Origin of the sequence: Streptomyces sp. WI03-4A, assembly GCF_033792105.1 — a bacterium.
GTDB lineage: Bacteria > Actinomycetota > Actinomycetes > Streptomycetales > Streptomycetaceae > Streptomyces > Streptomyces collinus_A.
Genome location: NZ_JARAUO010000006.1, coordinates 1 through 14,900, shown reverse-complemented (window position 1 = coordinate 14,900; position 14,900 = coordinate 1). Strand labels below are relative to the sequence as shown.

12 protein-coding genes are annotated in these 14,900 nt (G+C 73.5%); 5 read left to right on the top strand and 7 right to left on the bottom strand.

What is annotated here, in order from left to right; translation table 11 throughout:
- Nucleotides 1-16 precede the first annotated feature (16 nt).
- Entirely contained in the window at nucleotides 17-2,485 is a 2,469-nt protein-coding gene (uvrA, locus tag PV343_RS09105; protein ID WP_319146304.1) for an excinuclease ABC subunit UvrA, read from the bottom strand.
- 299 nt (nucleotides 2,486-2,784) lie between these two features.
- On the opposite strand from uvrA, the gene PV343_RS09100 reads away from it, so the two are divergent.
- The 3 genes from PV343_RS09100 (at nucleotide 2,785) to PV343_RS09090 (ending at nucleotide 7,842) form a co-directional block, all read left to right on the top strand.
- Complete coding sequence (locus PV343_RS09100; RefSeq protein ID WP_319146510.1) at nucleotides 2,785-3,876, top strand: hypothetical protein; 1,092 nt, start codon at nucleotides 2,785-2,787, stop codon at nucleotides 3,874-3,876.
- Nucleotides 3,877-4,172: 296 nt separating this feature from the next.
- Entirely contained in the window at nucleotides 4,173-5,348 is a 1,176-nt protein-coding gene (locus PV343_RS09095; protein WP_319146303.1) for a glutathione-independent formaldehyde dehydrogenase, read from the top strand.
- A gap of 316 nt (nucleotides 5,349-5,664) precedes the next feature.
- A complete protein-coding gene (locus PV343_RS09090; RefSeq protein WP_319146301.1) occupies nucleotides 5,665-7,842 on the top strand; it encodes an FUSC family protein in 2,178 nt (725 codons plus the stop codon).
- 78 nt (nucleotides 7,843-7,920) lie between these two features.
- On the opposite strand, the gene PV343_RS09085 is transcribed toward PV343_RS09090, so the two are convergent.
- Both PV343_RS09085 and PV343_RS09080 read right to left on the bottom strand, forming a co-directional pair.
- A complete protein-coding gene (locus PV343_RS09085) occupies nucleotides 7,921-9,099 on the bottom strand; it encodes an acyl-CoA dehydrogenase family protein (protein ID WP_319146300.1) in 1,179 nt (392 codons plus the stop codon).
- A 125-nt stretch (nucleotides 9,100-9,224) separates the two neighbouring features.
- The gene (locus PV343_RS09080; RefSeq protein ID WP_319146298.1) at nucleotides 9,225-9,599 is read right to left on the bottom strand and encodes a ferredoxin; all 375 of its coding nucleotides are present in this window, start codon (nucleotides 9,597-9,599) and stop codon (nucleotides 9,225-9,227) included.
- A gap of 146 nt (nucleotides 9,600-9,745) precedes the next feature.
- Between PV343_RS09080 and PV343_RS09075 the strand changes: the two genes are divergently transcribed.
- The gene (locus tag PV343_RS09075) at nucleotides 9,746-10,111 is read left to right on the top strand and encodes a DUF6479 family protein (protein ID WP_319146297.1); all 366 of its coding nucleotides are present in this window, start codon (nucleotides 9,746-9,748) and stop codon (nucleotides 10,109-10,111) included.
- A gap of 133 nt (nucleotides 10,112-10,244) precedes the next feature.
- Here the strand turns inward: PV343_RS09075 and PV343_RS09070 are convergent, their stop codons facing one another.
- Both PV343_RS09070 and PV343_RS09065 read right to left on the bottom strand, forming a co-directional pair.
- Nucleotides 10,245-10,700 carry an RpiB/LacA/LacB family sugar-phosphate isomerase gene (locus PV343_RS09070; RefSeq protein ID WP_319146296.1) on the bottom strand — a complete coding sequence of 152 codons (456 nt, stop codon included), beginning with the start codon at nucleotides 10,698-10,700 and terminating at the stop codon, nucleotides 10,245-10,247.
- 127 nt (nucleotides 10,701-10,827) lie between these two features.
- Nucleotides 10,828-12,084: a GAF and ANTAR domain-containing protein gene (locus tag PV343_RS09065; RefSeq protein ID WP_319146295.1), complete on the bottom strand. Its 1,257-nt coding sequence runs from the start codon at nucleotides 12,082-12,084 to the stop codon at nucleotides 10,828-10,830.
- Between the two features lie 651 nt (nucleotides 12,085-12,735).
- Here PV343_RS09065 and PV343_RS40365 point away from each other — a divergent pair.
- On the top strand, nucleotides 12,736-13,101 hold the full coding sequence (locus tag PV343_RS40365) for a hypothetical protein (RefSeq protein ID WP_415923471.1): 366 nt from the start codon (nucleotides 12,736-12,738) through the stop codon (nucleotides 13,099-13,101).
- A gap of 271 nt (nucleotides 13,102-13,372) precedes the next feature.
- On the opposite strand, the gene PV343_RS09055 is transcribed toward PV343_RS40365, so the two are convergent.
- Together PV343_RS09055 and rfaE2 are read right to left on the bottom strand one after the other, a co-directional pair.
- Nucleotides 13,373-14,365, bottom strand: coding sequence for a glycosyltransferase family 9 protein (locus PV343_RS09055; protein WP_319146294.1), 993 nt, complete (start codon nucleotides 14,363-14,365; stop codon nucleotides 13,373-13,375).
- A partial coding sequence (gene rfaE2 / locus PV343_RS09050; protein WP_319146293.1) for a D-glycero-beta-D-manno-heptose 1-phosphate adenylyltransferase occupies nucleotides 14,362-14,900 on the bottom strand: 539 nt, incomplete at its 5' end. The genes rfaE2 and PV343_RS09055, both read right to left, overlap by 4 nt.

The window sequence follows — 14,900 nt, the reverse complement described above, 5'->3', positions numbered from 1 at the left end:
GCCCCTCGCGGCGTCGTCAGGAGCGCGCGAGCCGGGCCGCGAGATAGGGCGCGGTGGCGCTGCGGCGGGCCCTCGCCACCCTGGCCGGCGAGCCCGCCGCGACCACCCGCCCGCCCGCGTCGCCGCCGCCCGGACCGAGGTCGATGACCCAGTCGGCGGTGGCGATCGTGTCCAGATCGTGCTCGACGAGGACGACCGTGTTGCCGGCGTCGACGAGCCGGTGCAGCTGTCGCAGCAGCAGCGCGATGTCCGAGGGGTGCAGGCCCGCCGTCGGCTCGTCGAGCAGGTAAAGCGCGTGCCCGCGGCGGGCTCGCTGCAGTTCGGTGGCCAGTTTGATGCGTTGGGCCTCACCGCCGCTGAGTTCCGTCGCGGGCTGGCCCAGCCGCAGGTACCCCAGTCCCACCTCGCGCAACGTCTCCAGACTGCGGGAGGCCGCCGGGACGGCGGACAGGAACTCGGCGGCGGCGTCGACGGACAGCGCCAGTACGTCCGCGATGTTCATGCCGCGGTAGGTGACTTCCAGCGTTTCGGCGTTGTACCGGGCGCCTTCGCAGGTCGGGCACGGCGCGTAGGTGCCGGGCAGGAACAGCAGTTCGACCGCGACGAATCCTTCACCCTGGCAGGTCTCGCACCGCCCTTCGGGCACGTTGAAGGAGAACCGCCCGGCCGAGTAGCCGCGCGCCCTGGCTTCGTCCGTCGCCGCGTACAGCTTGCGCACCGCGTCGAACATCCCGGTGTACGTGGCCAGGTTGGACCGGGGCGTTCGGCCGATGGGCCGTTGGTCGACCCGGACCAGCCGGTCGAACGACTCGACCCCCGACGCGTCCTGGACGTCGACCTCCAACTGCGCCTCGTCGGGCTCCTCGGGTACGAGTCCGAGGTGGCCGCGGACGACCTCGGCGAGGACCTGCGTCACCAGCGTCGACTTCCCGGAACCGGACACGCCCGTCACCGCCGTCAGTACGCAGAGCGGTACGTCGACGGACACGTCGTGCAGGTTGTGGCGGGAGACGCCGCGCAGGTGCAGCCAGCCGTGCGGTGCGCGCGGGCGGTGATCGAGCGGCTGGGCGCGCCCGAACAGGTACCGGCTGGTGGCCGACTCCCCGACCCGCTCAAGACCGGCGACCGGGCCGCTGTACAGCACGCGTCCGCCGCCCTCGCCCGCAGCGGGGCCGATGTCGACCACCCAGTCCGCCCGCCGTACGACGTCCATGTCGTGCTCCACGACGAACAGCGAGTTGCCCGCCGCCTTGAGGCGGTCCAGCACGTCCAGCAGCGGTTCGGCGTCAGCCGGGTGCAGGCCCGCGGAGGGTTCGTCGAGGACGTAGACGACGCCGAACAGCCCCGAGCGGAGCTGGGTGGCGATCCGCAGGCGCTGCGCCTCGCCCGGCGACAGGGTCGTCGAGCGGCGCCCGAGGCTGAGATATCCGAGGCCCAGGTCGAGCAGTACGTCGATCCGCGCGACCAGATCGCCGCAGATCCGGACCGCGACCTCGGTCGTCTCCCCGGATCGGGCGGTCGACGTGGTGGCGTCGGCCTCGGACCGCCCCGCGACGGGCCGCAGCAGCGCCACGACCTCGGTGAGCGGCATCGCGTTGAGCTCGGCGATGGAGCGTCCGGCGAAGGTCACGGCGAGCGCCTCGGGCCGCAGTCCGCTGCCGTGACAGGCGGGGCAGGGCACGCTCCTGACGAACCGGAGCGCCCGTTCGCGCATCTTCTCGCTCTTGGAGTCGGCGAGGACGTGCATGACGTGCGCGCGGGCGCTCCAGAACTTGCCCTGGTAGCCGTAGTCGACGCGGTCCTCCTCCGGCTCGATGTACACGGAGGGCTGTTCGTCCGTGTACAGCAGCCAGTCCCGGTCCTTCTTCCTGAGCCTGCGCCACGGCCGGTCGATGTCGATCCCCAGGCCGTTCACGACACTGCGCAGGTTGGCGCCCTGCCAGGCGCCCGGCCATGCGGCGATCGCTCCCTCGCGGATGCTCAGCGAGGGGTCCGGGACGAGCAGGTCCTCGGCGACGTCGTGCACGACGCCCAGTCCGTGGCACTCCGGGCAGGCGCCGGCCGCGGTGTTGGGTGAGAACGACTCGGCGTCCAGCCGTGCGGCCCCGGGCGGATAGGTGCCGGCGCGGGAGTACAGGATGCGCAGCAGATTGGACAGTGTGGTGAGGGTGCCGACCGTCGAGCGTGAGCTGGGCGACCCGCGTCGCTGCTGCAGGGCCACGGCCGGTGGCAGTCCGGTGATTTCCTGCACGTGCGGTGCGCCGACCTGTTGCAACAGCCTTCGGGCGTACGGCGCCACGGACTCGAAGTAGCGCCGCTGGGCCTCCGCGTAGAGGGTGCCGAACGCGAGCGAGGACTTGCCCGAACCGGAGACGCCGGTGAAGGCGACCATCGCGTCCCGCGGAACGTCGACATCGATGTTCCGCAGGTTGTTCTCACTGGCGCCCCGGACATGCACGAAGGGGTCGGTCGTGTCCTCGTTCACCGTTCCTGATTACCTGATCGTGCCGGGAACCGCGCGACAGGCGCCGTCACCGGGCCTCGCTCACACGAGCGTCCAGCGAATCCCGGCTTCGGCGACAACGGCCCCAGCACCGCCCACGGTGGAGCAGCTCCCGCACGGGGAGGACGCGGAGATCTGACCGTACCGCCCGCACCTGCCGGCAGGGGCCAGCGTGTCACGCGGCCTCGGCGTTACCTCGGGGGCATCCTGTGGGCACGTGCGAGCGCGGGGGCAGCCGACGAGAAGGAGTCACACGGGTGTCGTCTCAGGGCGTGACGGTCGTGACTCTCCTGGCGGATCCGGATGCGCCGACGGAGATCGCGCAGCGCATGGCCCTGACACTTCCTGATCGGCTCGCCGCCAAGTCGGGCCAGGGGCGACGGTTCGACGTCGAGGTGGTCAGTGAGCCCTTCACCGCAGGGACCGAGGACCCGGCCACCTTGATGCAGCGGATCATGGACCGCGGAAGTGAGGGGAACTGGGACATCGTCGTGGCCCTCACCGACCTTCCGCTGCACTCACATGGGCGCAAGCTCGTGGTGGACCTGAGTCACGGACACGGCTTGGCGCTGCTGTCTCTTCCCCCGCTGGGGGGCTTCCGGCTGCAGACCAGGGCCCGGCAGGCCGTGGAAGAAGCCGTGCTCAGTCTGGTGGGCCCGCAGGCCCCTGAGGCTGAGGGGCCTGCGGGGAGTCAGCCGCTGCGGGGGCCCTTCATCGGCCGTCTCGCGCCCATCCGTCCGGGCCAGGTGAGTGAGGAGGAGATCGCCGATCTTCGGTACGTCGTCACCGGGCCGCGCGGTTACCTGAGGGTGCTCCTCGGTATGGTCCGCGCCAACCGGCCGTGGCGTTTGGTGCCGGGCTTGTCGAAAGCCCTGGCGGCCGCGCTCGCCACGGGAGCGGTCGCCACCGTGAACTCCACCATCTGGAGCCTGGCCGCGTCCCTGAGCACCCCGCGCCTCGTGATCGCCATGGTCGGGTCCGTCGCGCTCATGATCGGCTGGTTGATCGTGGACGCGAACCTGTGGCATCGAACGGATGAGGCATCGCCGGAGGCGAGGAAGAGGGCGGCTCTCTACAACACCTCAACGGTCGTGACCGTGGGTATCGGGGTGCTCGTCTGCTACGTGGGTCTGATGCTCGTCAACTTGGTGTGGGCGCTGTTCATCCTCAACGACCGAGTGTTCGCTTCCATGACACGGACCCCGCTGCACGGTACGGAGTACTGGACGTTGTCCTGGTTCGTCGCCTCGGTCGCCACGGTGGGCGGCGCGCTGGGATCGGGCTTGGAGAGCGACGAGGCGATCCGGGCAGCCGCCTACTCCAAGCGCGAACAGGAGCGTCGCAGCGCGCTGCAGGACGACCCCGGTGACTAGCCGGTGACCTCAGTCGGAGATGTGCCGTCGGTCGGCGGTCGTCCGGGTCCGGAGATTCCGCTGATCGGTCAGTGCGTAATCGTTTGGCCTCGGGGGCCGACGGGGACCCGGACGCAACGCCGCCGGAGCGCCGAAGCTCCGCCTGGCGGGCCGGCGGCACATGACCGTTCCATCTGATCCAGGTGAACGGCCCTCAGGGTGTGCCGGAGCCCGGACCCCGTCGCAGTACTTCCGAGAGTCAGGCTCTTTTGCGCCCTTTCCATCACCGCCATGCCGCGACATCGAGGGAAGTCACCATGAAAGCAGCGGTATACGAAGGACCGCGAACGGTCACAGTGAAGGACGTACCGGACGCGAAGATCGAACACCCCTGCGACATCATCGTCAAGATCACCACCACCAACATCTGCGGTTCGGACCTGCACATGTACGAGGGCCGCACCTCGTTCGAGTCCGGCCGCACCCTGGGACACGAGAACATGGGCCAGGTGGTGGAGGTCGGCTCGGCCGTCCGCAAGGTCCAGGTCGGCGAGTACGTGGTCCTGCCCTTCAACATCGCCTGCGGCTTCTGCAAGCAGTGCGAGCAGGGCCTGACCAACTACTGCCTGACCATGCAGCCGGAACCGGCCCTCGCCGGAGCCGCCTACGGATTCGCCGACATGGGCCCCTACCAGGGCGGCCAGGCGGAGCTGCTGCGCGTGCCCTACGGCGACTTCAACGCGCTGCGTCTGGGCGAGGACGCCGCCGAGCGGCAGACCGACTACGTGATGCTCGCCGACATCTTCCCCACCGGCTATCACGCCACGGAGATGGCCGGCGTCAAACCGGGTGACCAGACCATCGTCTTCGGGGCCGGTCCCGTCGGGCTGATGGCGACCTACTCCGCCCTCCTCAAGGGCGCCGGCCGCGTCTGGACGGCCGACCACCAGCCCGACCGGCTGCGCAAGGCGGAGGAGATCGGGGCCATCCCGATCAACACCGCCGAGCAGGACCCGGCGGAGGTCGTCAAGGAGGCCACCCTCGGTCTGGGCGCCGACAACGGCTGTGAGTGCGTCGGCTACCAGGCGCACGACCCCCAGGGACACGAGGACGCCAGCCTCACGCTCAACGGACTGATCGACTCGGTCAGGTTCACGGGCAACATCGGCGTGGTGGGCGTGTTCCTGCCCCAGGACCCCGGCGGCGCCGAGGCCCAGGGGGAGCTGGAGGCTCAGGGCAAGGTCCCGATCGACTTCGGCATGATGTGGTTCAAGGGCCAGCGCATGGGCACCGGGCAGGCGCCGGTGAAGAGGTACAACCGGGCGCTGCGGGATCTGATCGCCGGCGGGAAGGCGAAGCCGAGCTTCGTCGTCTCCCACGAACTCAGCCTGGACGAGGCCCCCACCGCCTACGAGCACTTCGACGCCCGTGACGAAGGCTGGACCAAGGTGGTCCTGCATCCCGACGGACACGGGAACGGCCACAAGCGGTAAGAGACTCGGGGCCGCCGTGCCACCTGTTTCCCCCGGACCGGCCCCGGGGGGACGGGTGGCGATCTACCCGTCCGCCGGACGGGGCTGGGGGCAATCGCCGCTCCGGCCGGACTTGAACCAACAGCGATTGCCCGCGCTCCGGCCCGGAGGCCGGACTGCGGACGCTCAGCAGTGTCCGCAGTGGCAGCAGCCCGTTCAGCGGCTGCGGCCGCCGGCCGGTTCGCGGGCCGCGTGGGAGGCTTTCCTTGCCCGACGGCTGCCGCACCCCAACCAGGCCGACGCGACCCGGCAGGGCGTTTCGGCCAGGCGGACACCCGTGACGTGGCTGCGGACCTTCGGGGAGGTCGTACGATCCGGGCTCACGATCGAGGAGACGCGGCTGGAGCCCCTGCTCGCGCTGCGCACGGCCGCTGGGGTGGCGATCGTCATCGGGCCGACGCTGTGGCTGGTCTCCCCTGCGTATGCCGCGTCCGCCGCCCTCGGCGCCTACTCCGCGGGTGGGGCCACCTTCCAGCGCAGCTGGCGTCCGCGCAAGGTGGTCGCGCTCGGCGCGGGCGCGGGTCTGGCGCTCAGCACCTTCGTGGGCTACCTGGCGGCGGGGCGACTCGTGACGTTCCTGCCGCTGCTGGCCGTATGGGCCTTCGCCGCGGGAATGGCGTGGGCCATCGGATCGACCGCTGGGATCGTCGCAGCGACGACCGTGGGCAGCATGCTGGTGACCATCACCTTGCCCACGAGCGTCGGGCGAGCACTGGAGCACGCCGGGGTCATCGCGCTCGGGGGCGTGACGCAGGCCGTGCTGATCTTGCTGTTCCCGGTCCGGCGTTGGGGAGCGCATCGTGACGCACTCGCCGACGCCCTGGCCGCCGTGGCGGACTACGCCCGTCGGCTGCGGCACGACCCGACCGCCCCGTTCGACCCGGAGCCGTTGATGACGGCCCGGGACGCGGCCGCCGTGACGCCGTCACAGGCCCGCACCCGTCCCCCCGTCCTGCACGGCCCCCGGGGACTCGCCGAGCGCATTCGGCCGGTGGTCGCGGCGCTCGCCGACCCGGACGTGGGCGCCCCGGCGGAGGGACCCGGGCGGGACCGAGCGCGGGAGTTGCTCGACGCGGCCGCCGACGTCCTGGACGCGGCCGCCCGTTCGATCCGACGCGGCACTCCCGCCGAGGTGCGGCGCGAGAGCACGGACGTCCTGCGCGTCGACGAGGAGCACGAGGTGCTGGAGGGCCCCGCGCGGCAAACCGCCGAGCGACTCGTGGAACTGCTCGGCGAGGCGTTGGAGATCGCCGGGAGCGGCTGCGCGCGCGGGAGGACGGTCACGCGGCCCGGCCCCGCCGGCGTCCAGTTCCTGGTGCGCCCGACCATGCTCCGGCTGGTCCCGGTCGTCGTCCGGGCGGTCCGCCGTGAGCTCCGCCGGGACTCGCCCGTGTTCCGGCACGCCGTCCGCCTGGCGGCGGTGGCCACGCTCGGCTATCTGATCGCCGCCCGGCTACCCCTGGGCCACGGCTACTGGGCGCCCATCGCCTCGGTGATGGTGATGCGGCCGGACTTCCACCGGACGTACGCGCGTGCGGTGGCCCGTCTCGCCGGGACCCTGGCGGGGGTCGCGCTCGCCACCGGCACGGTGCGGGCCCTGGGCCCGGACGCCCATGTGTCCGGCGCGCTGGCGGTGGTCTCGGCGGGCCTGTCGTACACGCTGAACCGTACCGGCTACGCCTACTCCCAGTGCTTCACCGCCGCGTACGTCGTCTTCCTGCTCGGCATGGGCGGCCAGGCATGGGAGCAGACGGTCCCGGAGCGGGTGGTGCTCACCGTGCTCGGCGGGGCCCTGGCCATGCTGGCGTACGTGGTGTTCCCCGCATGGGAGACACCCCGACTGCCGAGTCGGCTTGCGGACTGGCTCGCCGCCAACGGCCGCTATGCGGCCGCGGTGCTCCGCAACTACGCCGAACCGACCCGCGAGCATCACGCCGGCATGCGCAGGGCACTGCTGGAGAGCAGGGAGGCACGTGCCGCCTGGCAGGAGGCATACGACCGGGCAAGGCAGGAACCGGTCCGCCCCAGGGGTCTGACGTCGCGCGAGGCGCAGGAGGCGCAGGAGGCGCTCAAGGGGTTCGGTCGGGCGGCGATGCTCATGGAGAGCCACGTCCCGCGGGCCGACAGCCGTTTCGTCCCCGAGGCGGAGCGATTCGCCGAGGCCCTGGAGACGGACACCGCGAAGGCGGCAGTCGCCGTGCGCGAGCACAGGAATCCGGTCTGGGGACGCGTGGAGGAGGCGCTCCACGCGTGGGAGGACGCCGCCGCCGGCACCGGGAGCCCGGTCGTGCGGCGCGAGGCGGAACTGCAGAAACGGGCCTTGGAGGACCTCGCGACGGCCGTGAGCCGCACCCCCCTGGAACGGGACGTCGGCTCTGCTCGCGAGGAGCAGCGGGTGCGGGCCGCCGTGGCGACGGAAGGTGACGGATCAGGACCCGAGCACCGGGGTGGGTGACGGCCGTAGGAGACAACCGGTGATCTTGGCGCCTACTAGCCCGCTTTCGTGTCAAGTCAAGTGCTCAGTCACGGACGCTCACCGCCGCACCCGGGGCATGCCGAGGCCGATCCAGGAGATGATCTCGCGCTGGATCTCGTTGTTGCCGCCGCCGAAGGTGAAGATCACCGCTGAGCGGTAGCCGCGCTCCAGTTCGCCGTGCAGGACCGCTCCCGCCGAGCCTTCCTTCAGCGGGCCCGCGGCGGCGGTGATCTCCATGAGCCAGGCATAGGCGTCGCGACGGGCCTCGGAGCCGTAGACCTTGACGGCGGAGGCGTCCTGCGGGGTGAGCGTGCCCTCCTGGACCGCCGAGACCATCTGCCAGTTGAGGAGCTTCATCGCGTCGAGCCGGGTGTGGGTCCGGGCGAGCAGGCGGCGCACCCAGGGCAGGTCGGCCACCCGCCGGCCGTCGGCCAGCTTGGTGTCCATCGCCCAGCGCTGCACGTCGTGCAGGGCGCGGATGGCCATGGTGCCGTGGGCGGCGAGGGTGACGCGTTCGTGGTTGAGCTGGTTGGTGATCAGCCGCCAGCCCCGGTTCTCCTCGCCGACCCGCCGGGAGACGGGGACGCGGATGTTCTCGTAATAGCTGGCGGTGGTGTCGTGGGAGGCGAGGGTGTTGATGACGGTGCACGAGTAGCCCGGGTCGGAGGTCGGGACCAGGAGCATGGTGATGCCCTGGTGCGGCGGTGCCGCCGGGTCGGTGCGCACGGCCAGCCAGACCCAGTCCGCGGTGTCGCCGTTGGTGGTCCAGATCTTCTGCCCGTTCACGACGTACTCGTCGCCCTCCCGTACGGCGCGTGTCTTCAGGGACGCCAGGTCTGTGCCGGCCTCGGGCTCGCTGTAGCCGATCGCGAAGTCGATCTCGCCGGACAGGACACGGGGCAGGAAGTACGCCTTCTGCTCCTCGGTGCCGTACCGCATGATCGTCGGGCCGACCGTGTTCAGCGCCATCAGCGGCAGCGGCACGCCGGCCTGGGCGGCCTCGTCGAAGAAGATGAACTGCTCCATCGCCGTCATGCCGCGCCCGCCGTACTCCTCCGGCCAGCCGACGCCGAGCCAGCCGTCGGCGCCGAGGCGGCGGATGGTCTCGCGGTAGAACCGCTTCTGCGCGACGCGGTCGGCGTAGCGCGCGTAAGCGTGTTCGGGCACCAGCTCGGCGAAGTACGCACGCAGGTCGCTGCGCAGTCGCTGCTGTTCGGGCGTGTGGTCGAGGTGCACGGCGCCTCCAGGGTCCCCAAGGGCGGTCCTGACGGCGCACACCGTAGAACGTGTTACAGAAATAGGGAATGGCGAGCCGGGGGTCGGATCGGTTCCTCGCGGCCGGGAAGGATCGGCTCAGCCGGTCAGCCGAGGGTGACCATGAAGTCCGTGCACGCGTCCGCGCAGACTCGGCAGGCGTCGGCGGCCGACTCGGCGCCGGACTGCCCGTCGAAGGCGTGCGCGCAGTCCATCGAGACCGAGCGGCACCACTCCAGCTGGACTCTGATCCCCTCCTCGTCCTGACGGTCCTGTTCGGACAGCATCCGGCAGGTGGCGTCGCACACCTCGGCACACATGATGCCCATGCGGCGGACACGCTCCTGCTGCTCGGTGCCGTCCGGATCCAGGAGGCTGGCGCGCACCGCGCAGGCCCTGGCGCACTCGGTGCAGGCCTGGGCGCAGGTGAACCGGTCCTCCAGGAACCTGTAGAGCTGCTGCGGTGAAGTCGACGGGGTCACACCCGCCGGGTAGCCGGACGGCGGCACCGCAAACGCGTTCGGACGAGGCACTGGAAGCGGGCCCCCTGCGGGCCGGAGCCGGCGTGTGACCCCCGGTCACACAAGGTGTCCGGTTCGTCCCGGTCTGGGCGGGGTATCCCTGAGTCATGAGTACCGCACAGACGCAGCTGGCCGCGGCGAGCGGTCTGATGAGCCTCGTGCTCTTCCTGATAGCGGTGTTGCTCCTGGCCACGCTCGCCGGTGGCTTCTGGATGAACTCCCGCATCAAGTACCGCGAGCCCCCCCGCCCGCGCCCCGATGAGCAGCCGCACCTGCCACCGGACGGTGCGGTGCACGAGGTACAGGAGAACAGAGAACCCGACGAGGTTCCGCAGGTGCCCAAGGGCGGCCGCGCCCTCACCCCGTACGAGCTGACCAACATGCACACCAGAACGAGCGAGAACCAGAAGCGCCCGCGCTGGAGCAAGGGGTCGAGCGGCTCGTTCGGCGGCGGCGGACTCGGCGCCCACTGACCGGCACCACCGCACGAGCCACCGGCCCACCGACCGACCCACCAGCCCACAGATCCGACACATCCGCACCCAACGCACCGGCACCCGGCGAACGGCCGGTGCCTAGTACGGCCCGCGTCGGCCGCCCCACGCCCTAGGAGTCCTCCCTGGCGGCGTCGAGGCGGCCGACGCGGGCCACGTTGCGCAGGTCCTCCGGATCCCGGCTGGGCTCGGCCGCGAACCAGGCGTCGAGGATCTCCGTCAGCACCGGCGCCGAGGTGAGCCGCAGGCTGAGCGCCAGCACGTTGGCGTCGTTCCAGCGGCGGGCGCCCTCCGCCGTGGCGGCGTCGGTGCACAGGGCGGCCCGCACGCCCCTGACCTTGTTCGCCGCGATGGAGGCGCCGGTACCCGTCCAGCAGCACACGACGGCCTGCTCGGCCGCGCCCTCGGCGACCTCACGGGCGGCCGCCTCCGAGCAGACCGCCCACTGCGGGTCGGCACCCGGCCGCAACGCGCCGTGCGCGCTCACCTCGTGGCCGCGCCGGCGCAGTTCCTCGACGAGGAGACGGGCGACGGGTTCGTCCATGTCGGAGGAGACGGAGATCCGCATGTCCCGAGCCTAGCCGCCCCCGGGACGGCGCGACGCGGCCCCGGAGGCGGCTGGTGCCGCCTCCCGGGGCCGGGCCGGGCCCCTCGCGCACCCGTCCGGGCCGGGTCGGGGGTGGTACGGGCGCGGGTCAGCCAGGCGCGCCGGTCAGCGTGCCGTGCAGGTCCTCCAGCGCGGCCATGACCACCGAGCGGTGGTACCAGCCGAGCCAGGCCGCCGTCTCGGCGGCCAGTGCGTCCAGGGCCCGCGTCTGCGCGGCGGTCGGCCGGTGCCCGGCGTCCGGCCAGTGCAAGGTGATCACGCCGGCGCAGGAGCCGGCCGCGGAGACGACGGGCAGCGTGACCAGGGCGCTGACGCCGGCGGCCAGCAGGGCGCGCCGGCCGTCGTCGCCCAGCCGCGGGTCCCCGGCCACGTCGGGCACGCCCACCCGGCGTCCGGTGCTCCGCGCGGTCCCGTCGGCCGTGTCGGAGGCCCGGCCGCGCAGCAGATGGTCCAGGAGCGCGTCGTCGCAGCCGTGGTGGCTCTCCGGCACCAGGGCGTTCACCGCGGGGTCGGCGAGCCGCACCCAGCCGCCGGCGGCCCGCCCGGCGGCCAGTGCCTCGTGCAGCACGGCGTCGATCATCGGCCGGCGGCAGCGCGGGTCGCGGTCGCCGCGGCCGAGCACGCGCAGCGCGGGCACCGGCAGGGCCCGGCGCCCGGGGAACCACTCGGCCCCGTCCGGCGGGCGGGCCGCGACGACAGCGGAGACCAGGACGCGCAGCGGCACGTTGCACCGCTGCGAGACCGCGCGCAGCTCGCGGAAGGCGGTGCCGGAGTCGGGCAGTCCGTAGCGGGCCATGAGCATGCCCTGGGCCATGCCGATCACCGGCGCGGTGCGCACCCGGGCGCGCAGGGCCCGGACCTCCCTGTGCAGGTCCTCGTACGTGGGCCGCAGCGGGTCCTCGATCTGGGAGCGCCAGACGGGCAGTTCCTCGGCCGGGGACTCGGTGCGGGCCAGGGCACCGAGCGCCTCGTCGAGGGTGGCGAAGAGCCGTACACCGTCGAGCCGGGCGAGGTGCACCGCCTCGCGGACGCCGGGGCGGGCCCGGACGACGATCAGGTCCGGGCGTCCGGTGCGGGCCCGGGTGGTCTCCCTGAGCGTGCGCAGTACGGCGGCGCCGCCCAGTTGTACATGGCCCATGTCGAGGACGGGGCGCAGACCCGCCAGGTCGGCCCGTTCCAGGTGGCCGGCCAGTTCGCCCGACCACGCCTCGGCCCCCAGCGGGTCGAGGCTGCCGGACATGCGCAGCAGCACGGCGCCTTGGGCGGGCAGGCCCTCGGCCTCGACGACGGACGACTCGATGACGAGGGGGGCCAGAGCGGCCTGGCGGCCGGAAGAGCATCTCATCGCACCACCACAGGAGGATGTCGCACGGAACCGGTTCGGCCTCTTCCCGACCGTCGCACCACCTTGCACGCTCCGTGGCCGTCTCTCAACCGGACGTGACCGCGCGGCGGTCCGGGCCCCCGGCGGCCTGGCGGTGAGCGTGCTGCGCTCAGGCCGTTCGCTCGGGTCGCGGCCGACGGCGTCGAGGTTGCGGTCGGGCGGAGCAGGGTCTTTCGGGGAAGTCGCGGGCGACCGCCTCGGTCGTGCCGTCCGCCGGGGCGTTGTCGGTGACGGGGACGCGCGGGCGCGCGGGCAGCCGCCGCAGCAGTGCGGGGCGGCGCGGCGGTGGTGGGTGACGAGGACGGCGGTGGTTCGGCCGTCCGGGTGACCTCGGCTCAGCGCGTGGCTCCCGGGGCCGCCCGTCGGTCCAGCAGCCGGGCGGCCTGTTCGACGTGCGGGGGCAGGGTGTGGCGCCGGGCCAGGGCCGCGGGCAGGCGTTCGACGGTCTCGCGCAGGGCGCGGCGGGCGCCGGGACGACCGGTGGCGGCGGCCCAGGCCAGGTCGGCGGCCGCGCGCAGGGCGACGGGCCAGGGGCGGCCGCAGGCAGGCCGTGAGCACGCGGTTGCGCCGGACCAGGCTGGAGCGGCCGGTACGGCCCTGCACCCCGGGCTGGTGGCGGGCGCTGAGGGCGGGCTCGTAGGCGAGGCCCCAGCCGCGGGCGGCGAGGTCGTAGGCGAGCAGGGTCTCCTCGCCACCGAAGAAAAGCAGCGGGTGGTAGCCGCCCGCGCCCAGGAAGGCCGCGCGGCGCACCACGGAGGCGCAGGCGAGGAAGCCGAGGACCGGGCGTCCGGGCAGGTCGGGCTCGCGGGGCAGCGGCGAGGAGGCGAGCACGGCGTTCAGCGGGTCGTCGGCGGCCTCCTCGCCGACGAGGGTGCGGGCGGCGAGCAGGCCGAGCCGTGGGTGGCAGTCGAGGAGGTCGGCGCCCGGCGCGGAGAGCCCGGGGTCCACCGGGAGTCGTCGTCGCTGAAGGCGACGTAGGGGTGCGTGCGTGCCGGACGGCGAGGTTGCGGCCGAGGGTGCCGGTGTTGGTGCCGGGGCGCAGCAGCCTGGTGACCACGGGGTGGCCCTGGACGGCCAGCCGGGTCGTGTCGGAGCTGGAGTTGTCGACGACGATGACGGGCGGCCGCTCGGGCAGCGCGGCCAGCGCGTCGAGGGTGCGCAGCAGGCGCAGCGGTCGCGGGTGATGACGGCGACCGTGATCCGGGGGTCGGGTCCGGTGGTGGGCGCGCGGGCGGTGCGGGGCGCCCGGTCAGTGGACATGCGCTGCCTCGGCGGCGGCGCGCGGGGGCCGGGTGCGCGGCCGGCGGAGCTGGGTCAGACAGGCGGCCGCGACCTCGCCGGTGCGCAGGCGCAGCAGCCGGGCGTCGGGGGTGCGGCCGTGCGGGTCGCCGGGCGGGCCGGGTTTCCACAGGGCCAGGTGTTCGGGGAAGGGCGGCGGTCCCCACAGCCGGGGCGAGACCGGTCCGAAGAGGGTGACCGAGGGGGTGCCGTGGGCCACCGCGAGGTGGGCGAGCCCGGTGTCCCCGCTGAGCACCAGGGACGCCCCGGCCACCAGGGCCGAAAGCTCCGCGTACGGCAGGCCGCCGGTGAGCACGCCGGAGGCGGGCTGCCCGGCGCGTTCGGCGACCGAGCGCACCAGGGCGTCCTCGCCGGGGCCGCCGGTGAGCACCACGCGGTGCCCGGTCGCGCGCAGGCAGCGGACGACCGCGGCGAACCGCTCGCCGGGCCAGCGGCGGGCGCCCGAGGCGGCCCCCGGGTGCACCACCACGGCGCCCGGTGCCGGGGACGGCGTGGTGGGCCGCGGAATGCGCAGGTCGAGGGGGTCGGCCGGGATGCCGTAGGCGTGCAGGAAACGGCACCAGCGGTCCCGTTCGTGGGCGTGGGGCGGCCAGGGCGGGCCGTCCGGGAGGGCGTGGGCGAGCAGGCGGCGCGGGCGCAGGGCGGCCAGCGCGTCGCGGCTCTCGGGGCCGTTGCCGTGCAGGTCGATCGCCACGTCGGGCGGCGGCCCCGGCCAGTGCGTGAGGGAGGGCACCGCCCGGCCGGGGGCCTCGGCCGCGAACACGGCGTCGACCGCCCCGGTGGACCGGGCGGCCTCGGCGAGTCCCGGCGGCAGCGCGAGGTGGATCCGGTGGCCGGGAAAGGCGCGGCGGACGCCGCGCAGCGCGGGCACACCGGCCAGCAGGTCGCCGAGGCCGAGCGCGCGCAGCACCAGCACGCGCGGGAGGTCCGGGGCGGGGGTCACCGGGCCGGTCCCCCGGCGGGTGCGGGTGCCAGGGCGGCGCGGCGGGCCAGGCCGGTGGTGGAACGGCCGTCCAGGTAGGGCAGCAGCAGGACCTGTCCGCCCCAGCTCTCCACGAGCGGCTGTTCGGGCAGCCGGGTGCGGGCGTAGTCGCCGCCCTTGGCCCAGATGTGCGGGCGCAGTTCGCCGAGGACGCGTTCGGGGGTGTCCTCGTCGAAGACGGCGACCGCGTCGACGCACTCCAGCGCACGCAGGACGCGTACGCGGTCGGCGACCGGGACGAGGGGGCGGCCGTCGCCCTTGCGCCGGCGTACCGAGGCGTCGGAGTTGACGCAGACGACCAGGCAGTCACCGGCCCGGCGCGCGGCCTGCAGCAGGGCGACGTGACCGGCGTGCAGCAGGTCGAAGCAGCCGCCCGCGGCGACGACGGTGCCGCCCGCCGCCCGTACCCGGGCGGCCGTGCGGCGGGCGTCGGCGGTCGGGTCCCGGTCGCCCGCCGGGTCCGGGCCTGCGGCCGGCTCGGGGTGCGGTTCCGGTG